Raw genomic sequence first — 16,308 nt, forward strand, 5'->3', positions numbered from 1 at the left:
CGTGGCATCCGACTCAACGAGGAGATCGACATGACCATGACTGAAAGCGCGGCGACCGCCGTCCGTTTCGCCCCCGGGCGCCTGTTCATCGGCGGGGAGTGGCGCGAGGCATCCGGCGGCGAACGCATGGACGTCATCGCCCCCGCCACCGGCGAGAAGCTGACGGATGTCGCGAAGGGCACCACCGCCGACGTCGACGCGGCCGTCGCGGCCGCACGCGCGGCGTTCGATTCCGGCGTGTGGTCCGGGCTCTCCAGCCGCGAGCGCGCCCGCATCCTGCAGCGCGCCTACGAGCTCATGCGGGAACGCACCGAGGAGCTCGCCCAGGCGGAGAGCGCGGACGTCGGCAAACCCATCATGCTGGCCCGCTTCGTCGACGTGAACAACGCGGCGGAACTCTTCGAGTACTACGCCAGCCTCGGCCACCACCTGGACGGCACCGTACGGGAGACCTCCGGGCCGACGCACGCCTACGTGAAGAAGGAGCCGCTCGGGGTGGTCGCCGCGATCACGCCGTTCAACTTCCCCCTGATCCTGTCCGCGTCCAAGCTCGCCCCCGCCCTCATCGCCGGGAACACCGTCGTGCACAAGCCGGCGAGCGACACGCCACTGTCGGCCCTGATCATGGCCGACATCCTGCAGCAGGCGGGCGTGCCCGACGGCGTCGTCAACGTGGTGACCGGTCCCGGCGCGACGCTCGGCGACCACCTCGTCAGCCACCCCGGTGTCGACAAGATCGCCTTCACCGGCTCGACCGAGGTCGGCGCGCACGCGGCGGCGCTGGCGGCGCAGAACCTCAAGCCGTTCACCGCGGAGCTCGGCGGGAACGCGGCCAACATCCTGTTCGCGGATGCGGACCTGGATGCCGCCGTCCACACCGTGATCTCGGCGTTCGTCTTCAACGCCGGGCAGTTCTGCATGGCAGGGCCCCGCCTGCTGGTCGAGCGCCCGATCTACGAGACCGTGCTCGGCATCCTGGGCCAGGCGGTGCCGCAGGTACCCTTCGGCGACATCACCGCGCCGGACACGGTGATCGGCCCGCTCGCGAGCGCCAACCAGCTGGAGAAGGTGTCCGCGATGGTGGACCGGGCGATCGCCGCCGGCGCCCGGGTCGTCACCGGCGGGGAGAAGGCCGACCTCGGCGGGGGTTACTTCTACCGGCCGACCGTTCTCGCGGATCTTCCCGCAGACGCCGAGGCCGTCGTGGACGAGGTCTTCGGCCCCGTTCTCACGGTGCAGCCGTTCGACTCCGAGGAGGAGGCGATCGAGCTGGCGAACTCGACGAAGTACGGCCTCGCCAGCGGCATCCAGACGTCCGACCTCGCGAAGGCGCACCGGGTCGCCGCGAGGCTCCAGGCGGGGATCACGTGGGTGAACGGCTGGGCGCTGATGGATGCCTCGGTGCCGTTCGGCGGCGTGAAGGCCTCCGGATGGGGCCGCGAGGGCGGACCCGAGGCGATGGAGTCGTACCAGCGCTCGCACTCGATCGTGTTCAACCTCGCCCCCGGCGCGGCGCAGTAGGCCGCGTCCCGCGCACCCTCGACCCGCGACCCTCGTCCCGCGACCCTCGCCCCGCGACCCTCGTCCCGCGAGACTGCATAAGTGCCACGAGACGGACGTAACCAGCCGCTGTCTCGTGGCGAGGATGCAGTCTCGCGGGGCGAGGGGGTACGGGCGGGCGGCGGGGTCAGCCGGGGGAGATTTCGGCGAAGGCCGCGCGGGCGGCGGGCATCACGACGTCCGCGAACAGCTCCAGGGAGCGGCGGGACTGCTCCTCGCTCAGACTCCCCCACGCGAAGGCACCGGCGAGGTAGTTGACCTCCGCGGTACGCACGGCGTGGGCGACCTGGTCAGCGACCGACGCCGCAGAGCCGACGAAGATCAGGTGCCGGTCGATCAGATCGTCGAGGTCGGGCGTCGCACCGTACCGCGGGTCCCCGGCCTGCCGCCACAGATGCGAGAAGCTCTCGTAATGGGCGGCGAGCGCCTCGCGCGCCACCGCGCGTGCCCGGCCGTCGTCCTCGGCGACGAAGACGTGCCGCAGGATGCCGAAGCGCGAGTGGTCCCCCGCTCCCCCGGCCTGCGCGCGGATGCCGAAGAAGGTGCGGCTGTGCACGCGGATGTCCTCGAGTGGCGGCGAGACGAACCCGAACCCGAAGATGGTGTGCCGTCCCTGCTCGGCGACCTGCCGGATGGAGACCGGGTTGGACGTGGGGTACCAGATCGGCGGGAGCGGCTCCTGCACCGGACGCACGAAGAGCGGGACCGGCTCCCCGTCCGCCCGCCGGTACACCCCGGTGGCCAGTGCCTCCAGGACCGCCTCCAGCACGGCCTCGTAACGCCCCAGGGTGCCCGGGCCGTCCAGTCCGAACATGGCCGCCTCGATGGGCGACGACCCCTTGCCGATCCCGATCTCCAGCCGGCCGCCGGAGAGCTGATCGACCATGCCGATCTCCTCCGCGAGCCGGAGCGGGTCGTACAGGGGCAGGATGAACGTCGTCGCCGCGAGCCGGATGCGGGCGGTCTCCCGCGCCACCGCGGCGAGGAAGAGTCCGGGAGAGGGCGCGAGACCGAGCGGCGTGCCGTGGTGCTCCGCGACGTGATAGCGGGAGAAGCCGAGGTCTTCCGCAGCGCGGACGAGCCGGATGCGGGCCGCGTAGGTCTCGGCCACGGTCTCACCGGGGGCGGCGTCGACCCAGTCGAACACCCCGAACTCCATGCCTCCGCGCACGTCAGCGGTCATCGGGCACCTCTTTCGCCGGGCCGCGCGTGCGCGGCGATGAACCGCTCCAGCAGCGGCCCGAGCACATCCGTGTCGGTGCCGATGCCGTAGATCGGCGACAGGTGATTCTGGCCGGACAGCAGGTGCATCGGCGGGTAGTCCCTGTGCCGTTCCCACCACGTGGCGGCGAGCCGCCTGGCGTGGTCGAGGAACTCCGGTTCATCGAACTCGGAGACGGTCAGCAGCAGCGGCAGGTCCAGCTCGACCAGGGCGTCGAGACTCCCCATCGCCGCCCACCGGGAGCGGTCCTCGCCCCAGTACGCGCGGTGCATCGGGTTGTCGGTGGCCCGGCCGACGTCGTACAGGCAGGAGACCAGGACGGCACCGCTCAGAGCGCGGCCGTGCGGCCCGTGCAGGCCCGGCTGCGCGAGATAGTCGGCCACGTGCATCGCCCCGGCGGACTGTCCGGCGAGGAAGATCCGCTCCGGATCGCCGCCGTGCGCCGCCGCGTTCTCGACCACCCAGCCGATGGCCCGCGCGATGTCCTCCGCGCCGCCGGGCCACGTGCTCTCCGGAGCGAGACGGTAGTTGATCACCACCGCCACGTACCCGGCCCGCACCGCCCACCCGCCGAGGTTCCCGAAGAACGGCGACCCCGGCGCCGACTTCTGGCCGACCACGAAGCCCCCGCCGTGGACGTAGACGAGCACCGGCCGCCCGCCGCCCTCACCGGAGGTGTACACATCCAGCCGATGCCGCTCGTGCGGACCGTAGACCAGGTCTGGGCGCACCTCGACACCCTCCAGCAGCCCGGGATCGAGCGCGGCGGCGCACAGCGCGGTGGTCCCCGAGATCATCTCGGGGGTGAGGTGAGGACCGAGCGCCCGCAGGCTCTCTCGCTGGGCGGCGGCACGTTCGGACGGGGTCACGGGGGAAGGCTACCGACCGGGCGCTGCCTGCGCGCGGGGAATCCCGCCCCGCGCAATCCGATCGTGCCGTCTCCCCGCGGCGCTCCCGGCCCAGCCCCGGCGGATCACCCGGATCGCGTCCTCGGCGAGCGCCGCACCGTCGTGAAAAGGGTCCCGCCAGATCGCGAGCATGTCCGCGGCCGGCTCGGCCAGCACCGAACGGGAGAAAGCCTCGACCCCCCAGCGTCCGGCGTAGCCGTCGTCGATCGCCCGGGCGATCAGGGCGGGGATATCGACGGCGCCCGACCCGAGCGCCCCCCGGCCGGACTGGCCGAGTTCCAGGTAGCCCAGTTTGGGCAGCGCCGTTCGCACGGCCGCGGCGAGATCCGCCTCCTCGACCGCCATGTGGAAGGTGTCGAGGTGGATGCGGAGATGGTCCGAGCCGCTGCGAGCGACGAAGTCCATCGCCTGCTGGGCGGTGTTCACCACGGATGTCTCGTAGCGGTTGAGCACTTCGAAGGTCATCATCACCCCCTGCTCGTGCGCGTAGTCGGCCACCCGCCCCACGGCGCGCGCGGCGGCGTCCAGGCGGGCGGCCGGCAGCGGTGCGCTCGGGTGGCCGAAGAGACCGTACGGCACGCCGTTCATCTGGTCGCCGCCGAGCGCCGCGGTGAGTTCCACACCGGCGCGGAGCATCGCCTCGCCGGCCGCCGCCTCGGCCGCATCGGCGGAGGAGACGTCCGCGCCGGGCGCCTGACCCGCGATCGTGATCGGGGCGAGCGCGTGCGCGGCGAACAGGTCCCGGAGGGCCGCCGCATCCGTCCTCTCGGCGTCGAGCGGAGGGAGCACGACGCGGCGGTAACCGAGGCCCGCGAGGGAGCCCAGCGCTTCCGTGAGACGGCCGGGCTCCGTGTCCGGCACCAGCACGTTGAGGTGGCAGGCGAGGTCGAGGTCGAGGTCGGTCATGGCTCAGAACACGGGGAGGTCGAGCCGCTGCTTGAACACCGAGTACCCGTCGTCGACGTGCACCACGGTGCCGTTGATGACGTTGGCCTCGTCCGAGGCGAGGAACGCGACGACATCGGCGATCTCGTGAGGCTCAGTCATCTTGTTGCGCAGCTGCTCGGCAGCGAAGGTGGCTTTGAGCTCGTCGCTGAACTGGTTGATGATCGGCGTCCCCACCCGGCCCGGGGTGATCGCCACCGCACGGATGCCGTAGGCAGCCAGTTCGTACGCCGCGGACCGCGTGAAGGAGATCACGGCGGCCTTCGCGGCGCTGTAACTGAAGGAGAGTTCCGCCGCCTGCTCGCCGTAGATGGAGGAGGTGCTGATGATGACTCCGGGGGTGCCCTGCGCACGGAACTGCCGTCCGGCCGCGAGGATGCCGTGGTAGACGCCGTCCTGATCGACGCGGATCATCGGCTGGTAGTCGACCTCGGGGTCGTGGTCGAGGAGGGCCTTCCCGCCGGCGATCCCCGCGTTGTTGAAGATGACGTCGAGCTTGCCGAACTCGTCCACGGCACGCGCGACAGCGGCCTCGACGTCCGCGTAGACCGAGACGTCGGTCTGCGCCGCTGCGGCGGCTCCAGCGAACCCTGCGGCCTCGACCTCGGCGACGACCGCCTCCGCCTGGGCGAGGGCGAGGTCGGCGATGACGACCTTCGCGCCCTCCTGGACGAACTTCATAACGGTCGCGCGACCGATCCCACTCGCGCCGCCGGTGATCACCGCGACTTTTCCTTCTAGCCTCATCCTGGACACTCCTTCGTGATGGTGTGCCGGCGCGGAGCAGGGCTCCGCGCCGGCACAGGTGGGTGGACTCCTCAGAATCCGGTGTGTGAGAGGGCGAGCGCCCCTCCGTCGACAGCGAGGGTGGCTCCGGTGACGAACGACGAGGCCGGTGCGACGAGGAACAGCATGGGCCCCTGCACTTCGGCCATCGTCCCCATCCGCCCGAGGGGAATGGTCTTTGCCCACTCCGCCTCGGCTTCGGGCGTGATCTCGGTCTTGCCATCGCCGATGCGCGTGCCCTTGAACGGACCGGGTGCGATCGCGTTCACGCGGATGCCGCGCGGTGCCAGCTCGAGGGCGAGCTGGCGGACGAGGTTGAGGATCCCCGCCTTCGTGGCGACGTAGCCGTAGGAGACCATCGGGTCGGTCCGAAGCCCCGCCGTCGAGGCGGTGACCAGGATCCGGCCGCCTGATTCGAGCACACGCGCTGCCGCGCGGACCGTCTCGAACGTTCCGGTGAGGTTGGTCGCAATGACCTCGTCCCACTCGGCGTCCGTGTAGTCCGCCATACGGCCGTCACCGAGGTAACTCGCGCCACCGGCGATTCCCGCGTTGGCAACAACCACCGTGGGACGACCGACTTCGGACGTGATCCTCTCGAACACGGCAGCCACAGCGCCGCGCGTGACGATGTCCACGGCGTACCCGTGGGCCGTGCCTCCGTCGGAGACGATTCCCGCTGCGACGTCGGCCACACGGGCCTCGCTCCGTCCGAGGACGACGACGGTGGCGCCGGCGGCGGCGTAAATCTCCGCCGCCGCCTGCCCGATCCCACTGGAGGCACCCGTCACGACGACGATGTCCCCACTCAGGTCCAGCAGTGCCGACAGGCGGGTCGAGTGTGCCGTGGTCATCGTGACCGCCCGCTCAGAGGGTCGGCTCGTAGGTCGCGACGTTGCTGCGATCGATGAGCTCCCCGTCCAGCGGGATGTAGTTCACGTCGGGCAGCGTCGCCGAGTCGCGGTAGGCGTTCATCTCGACGATCATGTCGTCGACGACCTTGACCCAGTCCTGGGCGACGGACGCGTACATCGGGCCGTTCTTCGCGATCTCGACGGCGGTCTCGCCCAGGGCGTCGACGCCGGTGACGTAGATGTCGTCGCGGCCGGCCTCCGTGATGGCACGGGCGGCGCCGAGGGCAGCGTCATCCCATCCGACCCAGACCCCGTCCAGACCTTCGGGGTTCGCCTGCAGGTAGTCGGTGACGAAGTTCAGCGCCTCGGTGCGTCCGGTTCCCGGGTCGAGCGCCTGCTTCATGTCACCGCCGGCGATGATCGCTCCCGCCGCCTCGAGTTTGTCCAGGGCGAGGTTCGACCGGGTCTGGATGCCGATGTGCGGGTCGTGCCCGATGACCATGACGTTCTTGCCCTCCAGGCCGCCCATCGCCTCCTCGAGCGCTCCGACCGTCAGGTCCGAGGTGACTTCCTGGCTGAAGGTGATGTCCACGACGAAGTCGTCGTTGGGCTCCACGCCGCCGTCGATCGAGAAGATCGGGATGCCTGCCTCCTGTGCGGCCTGCACGAGGGGGGCGATCTGGCGCGGGTCAGGGAACCCGGCGAGAATCGCGTCCGCACCCTGCTGGATGGCGGTCTGGACCTCGCTGTTGATCTTGTCGTAGTCGAACGCGCTGGTGTAGAGCGTCACTTCCCAGTTCTCCTGAGCGTTGCCCTTCTCGACGAACTCGTCCAGCGTCAGCTTTCCACCGGGGGTCGCGTAGCCCGCGGTGAACGCCGCCACCTTGAAGACGCCGTCGTCCCCGAGCCCATCAGTCTTGCCTTCGGCGCCCGTGCCGCCGCTCGATGCCCCGGTGGTCACCGCGCATCCGGTGAAAGCCACCAGCGCGGCGATGGTGAGTGCGGCAGCCGATAGGCGCCGCTTCGTGGTTACAGTGCGCATGAGCGTGCTCCTTTGTCGTGATTCTTACTGTGCGTTGGGGGGAGTCGCCGGGACGGGTGCCTCGACGGGGGGAATGTGTGTGGAGGCGAGGTGCTCCGAGGCCCGGCTACACGTTCTTCTGTTTGAGCCCCGACAGGAGAACGGCGGCGATGATGATCACGCCGATGAGCACCTGCTGGATGTAGGTGTTGACCCCGACGATGTTGAGGCCGTTCTGAACGACACCGATGATCGCGACACCCACGATCGTCCCGGCGATGTTCGCCTGACCCGACCGCAGCAGGGTCATACCGAGGAACACCGCGGCGACCGCGAACATCATGAGGTCGTTCGCGCTCGAGGAGCCGGCGCTGCCGAGGCGACTGACCAGGACGATGCCCGCCAGGCCAGAGAGGAAACCCGCGACCACGAATGCGAGAAAGCGAGTGGAGCGGACGCTGACGCCCGAGAGTCGGGCGACCTCGGCATTGCCACCGATCGCGTACCACCGTCGACCGATCGTCGTGAACCGCAGCACCGCCCAAGCGAGGAGAGCGATGATGATCGCGTAGATGACCGGGAACGGCACACCGTTCACACGCGACTGCCCGATGAAGCCGAACTCCTCCGGCCAGCCGTACAGGGTCGTTCCACCCGTCACGATCAGCGCGAGCCCGGCGACGGTGGTCATGGTCGCCAGCGTCGCGACAAAGGCCGAGAGGTTGAGGTAGGCGACAAGGATGCCGTTGACCACGCCGACGAGCGTGCCCACGACCAGAGCCAGGATGATCGCGAGCGGGACGGGCACACCGGCGATCATGAGGGCGGCAGCCGACGCGCCCGACAGGGTCGCCGTCGTGCCCACCGACAAGTCGAAGTCTCCGACGACCATGACGAAGGTCTGCCCGAGCGCGATGATCGTCAGAATCGCGACCTGATTGAGGATGTTCGTCATGTTGCCGGCGGTGAGGAACACCCCACCGCCGGTGATCGTGAACACGATGACGAGCACGACGAGCGCGATGACCGTGCTCCCCTGCCATACCCACTGCATGGGCGAAGGGCGGTCGCGTTCCACCGCGGCGATCGTGAGAGTCTCTGTCTGCGCCATGTCAGGCGTCCCTTCCATATGCGTACGTGAGGATGAGCTCATCGTCGGCGCCGTCTGCGTCGACTTCGCCGGAGATGTGGCCCTCGTGCATCACGAGAATCCGATCCGAAAGCCCGATGAGTTCGGGCAGTTCGCTCGAGACGGCAACGACCGCGGTTCCCTTTGCGGCGAGTTCGCGGATCAGGCGGTAGATCTCCGCCTTCGTACCCACATCGATTCCCCGAGTGGGTTCATCCATGAGCAGCACTTTCGGGTTCCGTGCGAGCATTTTCGCCAGCACGACCTTCTGCTGATTTCCGCCGGAGAGCTGCCCGACGGGCTGTCGGACGCTTCTGGCCTTGATTCGCAGGTCCGCGAGCGCCCGCTTGGCCAACTGCACGATGCGTCGTTGAGACACAATGCCTCCGGGGCTGACCGACTTCAGGTTCGCGAGCGCGATGTTCTCGGCGATCGGTGCCGAGAGGATCACGCCCTGCGCCCGGCGCTCCTCGGGAACGAGGGCGATGCCCGCGTCCAGGGCGCGACCGACTCCGCGGCCGACCACCGCGGTTCCGTCGACCTCCACGATGCCCGCCGAGTTCTTCTGCGCTCCGGCGAGGAGACGGAGCAGCTCACTTCGGCCCGATCCCGCGAGACCTCCGACGCCGACGACCTCGCCCGCCCGCACCTGGAATGACACGTCGCTGACACGCCGACCGGAGAGCCCGTCGACCGACAGCACGACCTCGCCTCCGCCCATGCCGCGCTGAGGGTACAGCTCGTTCTGCTCGCGACCGACCATCGTCGAGATGACGTCGTCGATCGACGAGTCGGACACATTCTTGGTCACGATGGTGCGGCCGTTGCGCATCACGGTGAGCCGGTCACACAGGGCGAACACCTCTTCGAGGCGGTGCGAGATATAGACGATGGCGACGCCCTCATCGCGCAGACTCCGCAGGACCGCGAAGAGTCCCTCGATCTCGGTGTCGGTGAGAGCCGCGGTCGGCTCGTCCAGGATCAGCACCTTGGCATCGATCGACAAGGCGCGGGCGACCGCGACCATCGTCTGCTGGACGGGCGAGAGCCCGCCGGCGAGGCGACGCAGATTGATGTGCTGGCCCAGGCGGTCCAGTAGGGCCTGTGCGTGCCTGCGAAGTTCTTTCCACCGCACGACCCCGAGCATCGCCGGCACCTCCGCGCCCAGCACGATGTTCTCCGCAACGCTGATCGTCGGCACGATCGAGAGTTCCTGGTAGAGCGCGACGAGACCGGCGCGGTGCGCGGCGCGCACATTGGGGAAGTCGACGGCTTCGCCGGCCATCAGCACCTCGCCCTGATCCTGCCGATACAGCCCGGTGATGATCTTGATGAGCGTCGACTTGCCCGCGCCGTTCTCCCCGAGAAGGGCATGGATCTCTCCGGGCCGCACCTCCAGGTCGACACCGCGCAACGCCTGGACACCGTCGAAGTGCTTCGTGATACCGCGCACCTCAAGGAGCGGCGCGATGAACGGCACCGAAGCGGGGGCGTCTACATAAGTAGGAATGCTCATCGCCGGACCTCCTCATCGATCTGATTGCACCGGAGGACCACCTTGGGGTGGCGCCCGCTGACATGGGCGGCGAAGGCCTCCTCCGCATCCTCGAGCGGGAACACGGCTGCGGTGAGCTCGTCCACGTCGAGGTGCGGCAGGATCTGCAGGGCCCGGGGGAACGCATAGGGCGACACGAAGACGCCGGTGAGCGTGAGTTCCTTGAGGTAGAGGAAGTCCGAGAGGTTGAGCGGCATCTCGAAGTCCTCGGGGTACATCGCCCCGTAGACCACGGTCCCCCCGCGCGCGGCGATGTCGAGCAGTCCCCGGACCGCGCGGGTGGATCCGGAGGCGTCGATCACCACGTCGAATCCCCGCCCGCCGGTGATCTCGTCGGCCAGCGCGGACTGGTCCTCCTCGGCGGGGTCGATCACGAACTCCGCCCCGTGCCGCCGCGCCATGGCCCGACGTTCGGCGATCGGCTCGATCATCGTCAGCGATGTCGCCCCGTGCATCTTCATGACCTGGAGCGCGAGCTGCCCGATGGGTCCGCCACCGCAGATCGCGACGCGATCGCCGACCCTCATCCGGGTCTTGTCCGCGATCCGGACGGCGACCGAGGTCGGTTCCAACAGGCACCCCTTCAGCAGGCTGACGTCGTCCGGCAGCCGGTAGACCTGCGACTCGTGCCAGGTGACCGTCTCGGCCATGCCGGGCCGGTTGTAGTCCTGGATGTGCTCGCAGAACTGCTGCCGGCCCTCCTGGCACGGACGACAGGTGCCGCAGAAGCGCAGGAAGTTCCCCGCGACCCGGTCCCCGATCCGCAGGCCGTTCCGGTGCGCCCGCTCGCCGAGCGCCTCCACGATCCCGGAGAGCTCGTGCCCGAGGCCGATCGGGACGTCGGTTCCGAAGAACCCCTCCGCGAGGTGCGGATCCGACCCGCAGATGGCGGAGTACGCCACCCGGATGCGGACGTCCTCGACCCCGAGTGGAGGTTCGGGGAAGTCGACGACGCCGACCCGCCCGCGTGTGGTGTCGTCGGGGTCGCGCAGACTCCCGATCCTGGTGACCGCTACCGTTCTCATCCGCGTCTCCGTCGACTCGAGGTGGCTCAGTGGGCGGCGATGATCCGGCGGACCGCGGCGATCGTCGCGTCGAGGCCGTAGCCGTGCTTGTCGCGCAACTCCTCGTCGTCCCCGAAGCCGGCGTAGACCTGCGGGATGCCGAGGCGTTCGAACGCCGTGAGGTGAACACCCTTGTCGGCGACGACGTCGGCGATCCGGGTGGCGAGACCGCCGTAGGCGAGGTGGTCCTCCAGCACGACGAACCGTCCGTCGGTCTCCTGCGCGCACCGCACGACGAGCTCCTCATCGATCGGCTTGAGCGTGAACATGTCCACGACCCGCACCGACCTGCCATCCTTCGCGAGCGCGTCCGCGGCATCCAGGGCCTGGGCGACCGTCGTCCCATGCGTGAAGATCGTCGCGTCGGTCCCCTCCCGGGCGACGATGCCCTTGCCGATCCGGATGTCGTGCTCCCCCGGCTCGTAGAGCACCTTGTCCTTCTTGCCCACCGCGAGGCGGATGTAGAGCGGCCCCGTCATCGCCATGGACTGCCGCAGGATCTCCCCGACCATCAGCGGGTCGCCGATCGAGGTGACCGTCATGTTCGTCAGCGCGCACATGAGGGCGAGGTCCTCGACGGCGTAGTGGGTCGAGCCGCCGTTGCCGACGAGCCCCCCGTGGGTGCCGATGATCTTCACCGGCAGGTTGGGGTAGCAGACGTCGGTGCGGATCTGTTCGAGCGCGCGCATGCTGAGGAAGGGGAGCATCCCCGAGACGACCGGGATGTTCCCGTCGTAGGCGAGGCCGGCGGCGATGCCGACGCAGGCCTGTTCCGCGAGCCCCACGTCGAGGAAGCGGTCCGGATAGGCGTCGCGGAACTCGACCAGGGTCGCCCCGATGTCCGGGGTCAGCACCCACAGGTTCTCATGCTCGGCGCCGAGCTCCGCCAGGGTGGAGCCGATCACGGAGCGCGCCGAGAGCATCTCTCCGAAGGTGAATGTGACGGGCATCAGACGGTCTCCTTCTCGCGCGAGGCCGCCAGTGCGGCCATGGCTCGTTCCAGGTCGGCAGCGCCGAGGGATCCGGCATGCCAAGCGAGGTTCGCCTCCATGAAATCGACGCCCTTGCCCTTGACGGTGTCGCAGATGACGACCGTGGGCCGGTCGCTGTCGGCCGGCGGGAGCGCGTCGATGGCGGCGACCAGCTGCGCCATGTCGTGACCGTCGGCCTGCACGACGTTCCAGCCGAATGCCCGCCACTTGTCGGGATACGGCTCGAACACGACCCGCTCCTCAGCGAAGCTCGTCATGAGCTGGCGGTTGCGGTCGACGAAGGCGACGAGATTCCCGAGCTCGTTGCTGCGCGCCGCCATGGCCGCTTCCCAGACCGACCCCTCGCCCGTCTCGCCGTCGCCGAGCAGGCAGACGACGCGGTGCCCCTCGCCGCGGTGGCGGGCGCCGAGCGCCATCCCCACCGCCAGCGGCAGACCGTGCCCGAGCGAACCGGTGGAGCACTCCACCCCCGGCAGCTGCACCTTGCACGGGTGCATGCCGTAGGCGCTGTCCAGCTGCCCGTAGGTCTCGGCGATCCCGTCATAGGAGAAGAACCCGCGGATCGCCATCGCGATGTACATGCAGACGGCCGCGTGGCCCTTGCTCAGCACGAACCGGTCGCGCGCCGGGTTGGCGATGTCGGTGGGGTCGACCCGCAGCCCGTACTCGAACAGTGCGGTGAAGATGTCGGCGGCGGAGAGGTCCCCGCCGATGTGGACGGCTCCCTCGTACGTGCCGCAGAGCTGCAGCAGTTTGGTGCGCAGTTCGAACGCGAGCTCCTCGAGCTCCTCGACGCTGTGCATCTTCCCCGTGTCCAGGGTGTGCGTACTCATCGCATGTCTCCTCGGTGATGACATGGATGCCGATCCCGACGCCGATGGCGGCGTCCTCGTCGACACTCATTCGGTTGCCGGCGGGCTTCTTCGCCCGCGGCGGGAGCGACGTTAGCACGATCCTATTTACAAGTAAACAGGACTGTATCTAAACTTGTTTACACTCGGAGGGACCGGGCGCTGAGCCCGCAGAATCGACCCACGACTGCAATTCGCCGGGAGTCGATCCACCCGAGACTTCCCGTCCTCCCGGGCGGAAAGCGGGGGCTCGCCTCCGACACCCACGACACACAGAGAGGTGCATGTCGAGATGACTGATGTCATGACCACGGCCGGCCCGCGTACGGGCCTGTACATCGGGGGGCAGGAGCGGTTCACCGAAGACACGCTCGCCGTCGCCGACCCCGCCAAGCCCGGGATGATCGTCGGCCACGCCGCCGCCGCATCCGCCGGGGACGTCGCGGATGCCGTCGCCGCGGCGAAGTCCGCCTACCCGGCCTGGACCGCGATGGGCGCCACCGAACGCGCGAAGCTCATGGCGGAGGCGATCGCCGGGATAGCGGACGACCGCGACGAGGATGCCGCCATCCTCTCCCAGGAGAACGGCAAGGTGCGGTTCGAGGCCTGGGTCGACGCCCTCGTCTTCGAGATCCGCTGGAACCTCGCCCTCATGCTGGCCGACGACGTCGACGCGACGAAGACGCTCCCGGTCGTCCCGGGCGCCATCCCCGTCTCCACCGAGGTCGCCTACCAGTCGCTCGGCGTCGTGACCGTGATCGTGCCCTTCAACTGGCCGATCGCCATCCTCGGCGCCGCCCTTCCGCATGCTCTGCTGGCCGGGAACACCGCGATCGTGAAGCCGCCGCCCTCGGCACCGCTCGCCACGACCCGCGTCGTGCAGCGCATCGCCGAGAAGCTGCCGCCGGGAGTGCTGAACGTCATCACCGGGCGGGACGAGAACATGTCCGGCCTCATCCAGAACACGGATGTGGCGAAGGTCTGCTTCACGGGTTCGGTCAACGGCGGCAAGCGCATGATGGAGATGGCCTCGAAGACGCTCACCCGGGTGACGCTGGAGCTCGGCGGGAACGACGCGGCGATCTTCCTCGAGGACGCGATCATCGACGACGAGCACCTCGACCGGCTGTACGCGGCGATCTACGACACGACCGGGCAGATCTGCATGAACGCCAAGCGCGTCTTCGTGCACCGGTCGCGACTGGACGAGGTCGTCGCCGGGCTCACCGCCCGCCTCGAGAAGGTCGTCATCGGATACGGCCTCGACGAGGGGACGACGATGGGCCCGCTGCACCAGCCGGCACAGAAGGCGTTCGTCGAGGAGATCATCTCCGAGGCGAAGGAGGCCGGAGCGGACGTCCGCGAGTTCGGCGAACTCCCCGGCGGGGACCTCGCCGGAGGCAACTTCCTCCGTCCGGCCATCGTCGTGGACCCGCCGCTGGAACTGCGCGTGGTCACCCAGGAGCAGTTCGGCCCGGTGATCCCGCTCATCCCGTTCGACAGCGAGGAGGAGGCCATCCGCCTCGCCAACGACACCTGGGCAGGGCTCTGCGGATCGGTGTGGACCGCCGACCCCGCGGCCGCGCACCGGGTCGGCAGCCGGCTGGAATGCGGGTACGTCTGGGTGAACGACCACGGCGCCACGCGTCTGGACCTGCGCGCCCCGTTCGGCGGCATGAAGCAGTCCGGGTTCGGCCGCGAACAGGGCATCGAGGGCGTCCGCGCGTTCCAGGACAGCCGCTCCATCGCCACGATCGATCCGGAGGCGCTGGCCGGAATGGCGCACTGACCGCACACGCGCGACGATGGGGTCCGTCCCTTCGGGGGCGGGCCCCATCGTCGCTCCCTCACCATCGAAAGGACCGGTATGTCGCACAGTGACCCGCCGCGCAGGCACCACAACGGGTTCGATGACCTCGTCACCGAACCGCTGGACGAGATCATCGATCCGGAGAACTTCACCCCGCGCCTGCTGGCGCTCCTGTCGAACGCCCTGGTATGGCGGGAGTCGCACGAGCTGCGCCGGCGCTTCGGGCTCGGCACCAACGACTGGCGGGTGATCTCCGCGCTCGCGATGTGGCCGGGGGCGTCCGCCTCCGAGGTGTCCGAGTTCATCGCGGTGAACAAGGCCGTCGTCTCCAAGAGCGTCACGGTGCTCGCCGCTCGCCACCTCATCGTGCTGGCAGACGGGCCGCGCGGTTCACGGCCGCTGTACCTCACGGCCGCCGGCGCGCAGATGCACGACGACATGCTGCCGATCTCGATGAGCGGGCAGGAGATCATCCTGGCCGGCATGACCGCGCAGCAGACCGCGGACATGAACGCGTGGTTGCGCGAGATGATCGAGAAGGTCCGGGACGCGGCCCTCCCCGAGCCGGTGGGAGCCGCGACGACGACGTCGTCCGTCGGCGTCTGAGCGTCCACCCTTCCGCCAGGTGGAGTCCGGCGGAAATACCTCTTGCCATTACCTATGGCCATAGGTAATGTGGCGATTGGAGCAGCAACGATGCACTCCCGAGCGGAAGGACCCGATCAGTGGCTCACACTTCACCCGCAGCAAACGATGCCGCCTCACTTCGTCTCGTCGACGACTACTCGCTGGAGATGACCGGCAAGGACATCCCCGGCCTGGAGCAGGCGCGCGCGACCATCCCGGCCGGCACCAAGATCAACGTCACCTTCCTCGGCAACGAGGACCTCGACATGCGCGTCGCGGCGTCCAAAGCCGTCAAGGACATGGGATTCATCCCGGTCCCGCACATCTCCGCCCGGCGCCTGTCCTCCCAGGGGCAGCTCGAGGAGTTCCTCGGACGCCTCCAGGAGGTCGGCGCGACCGAGCACGTGTTCGCCGTCGGCGGCGACCCGGCCGAGCCGGAGGGCCCCTACCCGGACTCCCTGTCGGTGATCCGCTCGGGCATCCTGCAGAAGTACGGCGTCAAGGAGGTGTCCATCGCCGGCTACCCGGAGGGACACCCCGACATCCCGAACGACGTCCTGTGGCGCCACCTCGAGGACAAGTCGGCCGCCCTGAAGGATGCGGGACTGGATGCGGTCATCCTCACCCAGTTCGCCTTCGACACCGACCCGGTCACGACCTGGATCCAGGGCGTGCGCGACCGCGGCATCGAGACCGAGATCCGCATCGGCACCCCGGGACCGGCCGGCGTCAAGCGCCTGATCGGATTCGCCCGCCGCTTCGGCGTCGGCGCGAACGCGATGATCGTGAAGAAGTACGGGTTCTCGCTCACGAACCTCATGGGCACCGCGGGTCCGGACCGCTTCGTCACCGACCTGGCGGCCCTGCTTGCGCAGAACCCCTCCTCCGGGGATGTCAAACTGCATTTCTACACGTTCGGCGGGCTGCTCGCGACCTCTCAGTGGGCGCGGGACTACGTCGCCGCCCGATCCTGAGGAGAACGCT

Annotated in this window: 15 protein-coding genes; 4 read left to right on the forward strand and 11 right to left on the reverse strand. The window is 69.1% G+C overall.

Going from position 1 to position 16,308, the window contains the following annotated elements:
- Positions 1-30 precede the first annotated feature (30 nt).
- Complete coding sequence (locus F6J84_RS14160; protein ID WP_150974421.1) at positions 31-1,521, forward strand: aldehyde dehydrogenase family protein; 1,491 nt, start codon at positions 31-33, stop codon at positions 1,519-1,521.
- A 166-nt stretch (positions 1,522-1,687) separates the two neighbouring features.
- Here the strand turns inward: F6J84_RS14160 and F6J84_RS14165 are convergent, their stop codons facing one another.
- The 11 genes from F6J84_RS14165 to F6J84_RS14215 form a co-directional block, all read right to left on the reverse strand.
- Positions 1,688-2,743 (reverse strand): LLM class flavin-dependent oxidoreductase, encoded by a 1,056-nt coding sequence (locus F6J84_RS14165; RefSeq protein ID WP_150974422.1) that lies wholly within the window; start codon positions 2,741-2,743, stop codon positions 1,688-1,690.
- Positions 2,740-3,651: an alpha/beta hydrolase gene (locus F6J84_RS14170; RefSeq protein ID WP_150974423.1), complete on the reverse strand. Its 912-nt coding sequence runs from the start codon at positions 3,649-3,651 to the stop codon at positions 2,740-2,742. Before F6J84_RS14170 ends, F6J84_RS14165 begins: the two co-directional genes overlap by 4 nt.
- Positions 3,652-3,660: 9 nt before the next feature.
- Positions 3,661-4,596: a sugar phosphate isomerase/epimerase family protein gene (locus F6J84_RS14175; RefSeq protein WP_150974424.1), complete on the reverse strand. Its 936-nt coding sequence runs from the start codon at positions 4,594-4,596 to the stop codon at positions 3,661-3,663.
- 3 nt (positions 4,597-4,599) lie between these two features.
- Positions 4,600-5,382, reverse strand: a complete 783-nt coding sequence (locus F6J84_RS14180) for an SDR family NAD(P)-dependent oxidoreductase (RefSeq protein WP_150974425.1) — start codon at positions 5,380-5,382, stop codon at positions 4,600-4,602.
- A 71-nt stretch (positions 5,383-5,453) separates the two neighbouring features.
- On the reverse strand, positions 5,454-6,275 hold the full coding sequence (locus tag F6J84_RS14185; RefSeq protein WP_150974426.1) for an SDR family NAD(P)-dependent oxidoreductase: 822 nt from the start codon (positions 6,273-6,275) through the stop codon (positions 5,454-5,456).
- 13 nt (positions 6,276-6,288) lie between these two features.
- Positions 6,289-7,317, reverse strand: coding sequence for a sugar ABC transporter substrate-binding protein (locus F6J84_RS14190; RefSeq protein ID WP_150974427.1), 1,029 nt, complete (start codon positions 7,315-7,317; stop codon positions 6,289-6,291).
- A 106-nt stretch (positions 7,318-7,423) separates the two neighbouring features.
- Entirely contained in the window at positions 7,424-8,407 is a 984-nt protein-coding gene (locus tag F6J84_RS14195; protein WP_238702525.1) for an ABC transporter permease, read from the reverse strand.
- Between the two features lies 1 nt (position 8,408).
- Positions 8,409-9,941: a sugar ABC transporter ATP-binding protein gene (locus F6J84_RS14200; RefSeq protein ID WP_150974429.1), complete on the reverse strand. Its 1,533-nt coding sequence runs from the start codon at positions 9,939-9,941 to the stop codon at positions 8,409-8,411.
- On the reverse strand, positions 9,938-11,005 hold the full coding sequence (locus tag F6J84_RS14205) for a zinc-dependent alcohol dehydrogenase (RefSeq protein ID WP_150974430.1): 1,068 nt from the start codon (positions 11,003-11,005) through the stop codon (positions 9,938-9,940). The genes F6J84_RS14200 and F6J84_RS14205 overlap by 4 nt, the downstream gene beginning before the upstream one ends.
- A 26-nt stretch (positions 11,006-11,031) precedes the next feature.
- Entirely contained in the window at positions 11,032-11,994 is a 963-nt protein-coding gene (locus F6J84_RS14210; protein WP_150974431.1) for a transketolase family protein, read from the reverse strand.
- Complete coding sequence (locus tag F6J84_RS14215) at positions 11,994-12,869, reverse strand: transketolase (protein ID WP_150974432.1); 876 nt, start codon at positions 12,867-12,869, stop codon at positions 11,994-11,996. The genes F6J84_RS14210 and F6J84_RS14215 overlap by 1 nt, the downstream gene beginning before the upstream one ends.
- 322 nt (positions 12,870-13,191) lie before the next feature.
- On the opposite strand from F6J84_RS14215, the gene F6J84_RS14220 reads away from it, so the two are divergent.
- The 3 genes from F6J84_RS14220 (at position 13,192) to F6J84_RS14230 (ending at position 16,298) form a co-directional block, all read left to right on the forward strand.
- Positions 13,192-14,676: an aldehyde dehydrogenase family protein gene (locus F6J84_RS14220; protein ID WP_202980456.1), complete on the forward strand. Its 1,485-nt coding sequence runs from the start codon at positions 13,192-13,194 to the stop codon at positions 14,674-14,676.
- 78 nt (positions 14,677-14,754) lie between these two features.
- Entirely contained in the window at positions 14,755-15,303 is a 549-nt protein-coding gene (locus F6J84_RS14225) for a MarR family winged helix-turn-helix transcriptional regulator (RefSeq protein ID WP_150974434.1), read from the forward strand.
- Positions 15,304-15,422: 119 nt separating this feature from the next.
- Positions 15,423-16,298, forward strand: a complete 876-nt coding sequence (locus tag F6J84_RS14230) for a methylenetetrahydrofolate reductase (RefSeq protein ID WP_238702526.1) — start codon at positions 15,423-15,425, stop codon at positions 16,296-16,298.
- Positions 16,299-16,308: the final 10 nt, after the last annotated feature.

The sequence above is a fragment of the Microbacterium caowuchunii genome, from assembly GCF_008727755.1.
GTDB lineage: Bacteria > Actinomycetota > Actinomycetes > Actinomycetales > Microbacteriaceae > Microbacterium > Microbacterium caowuchunii.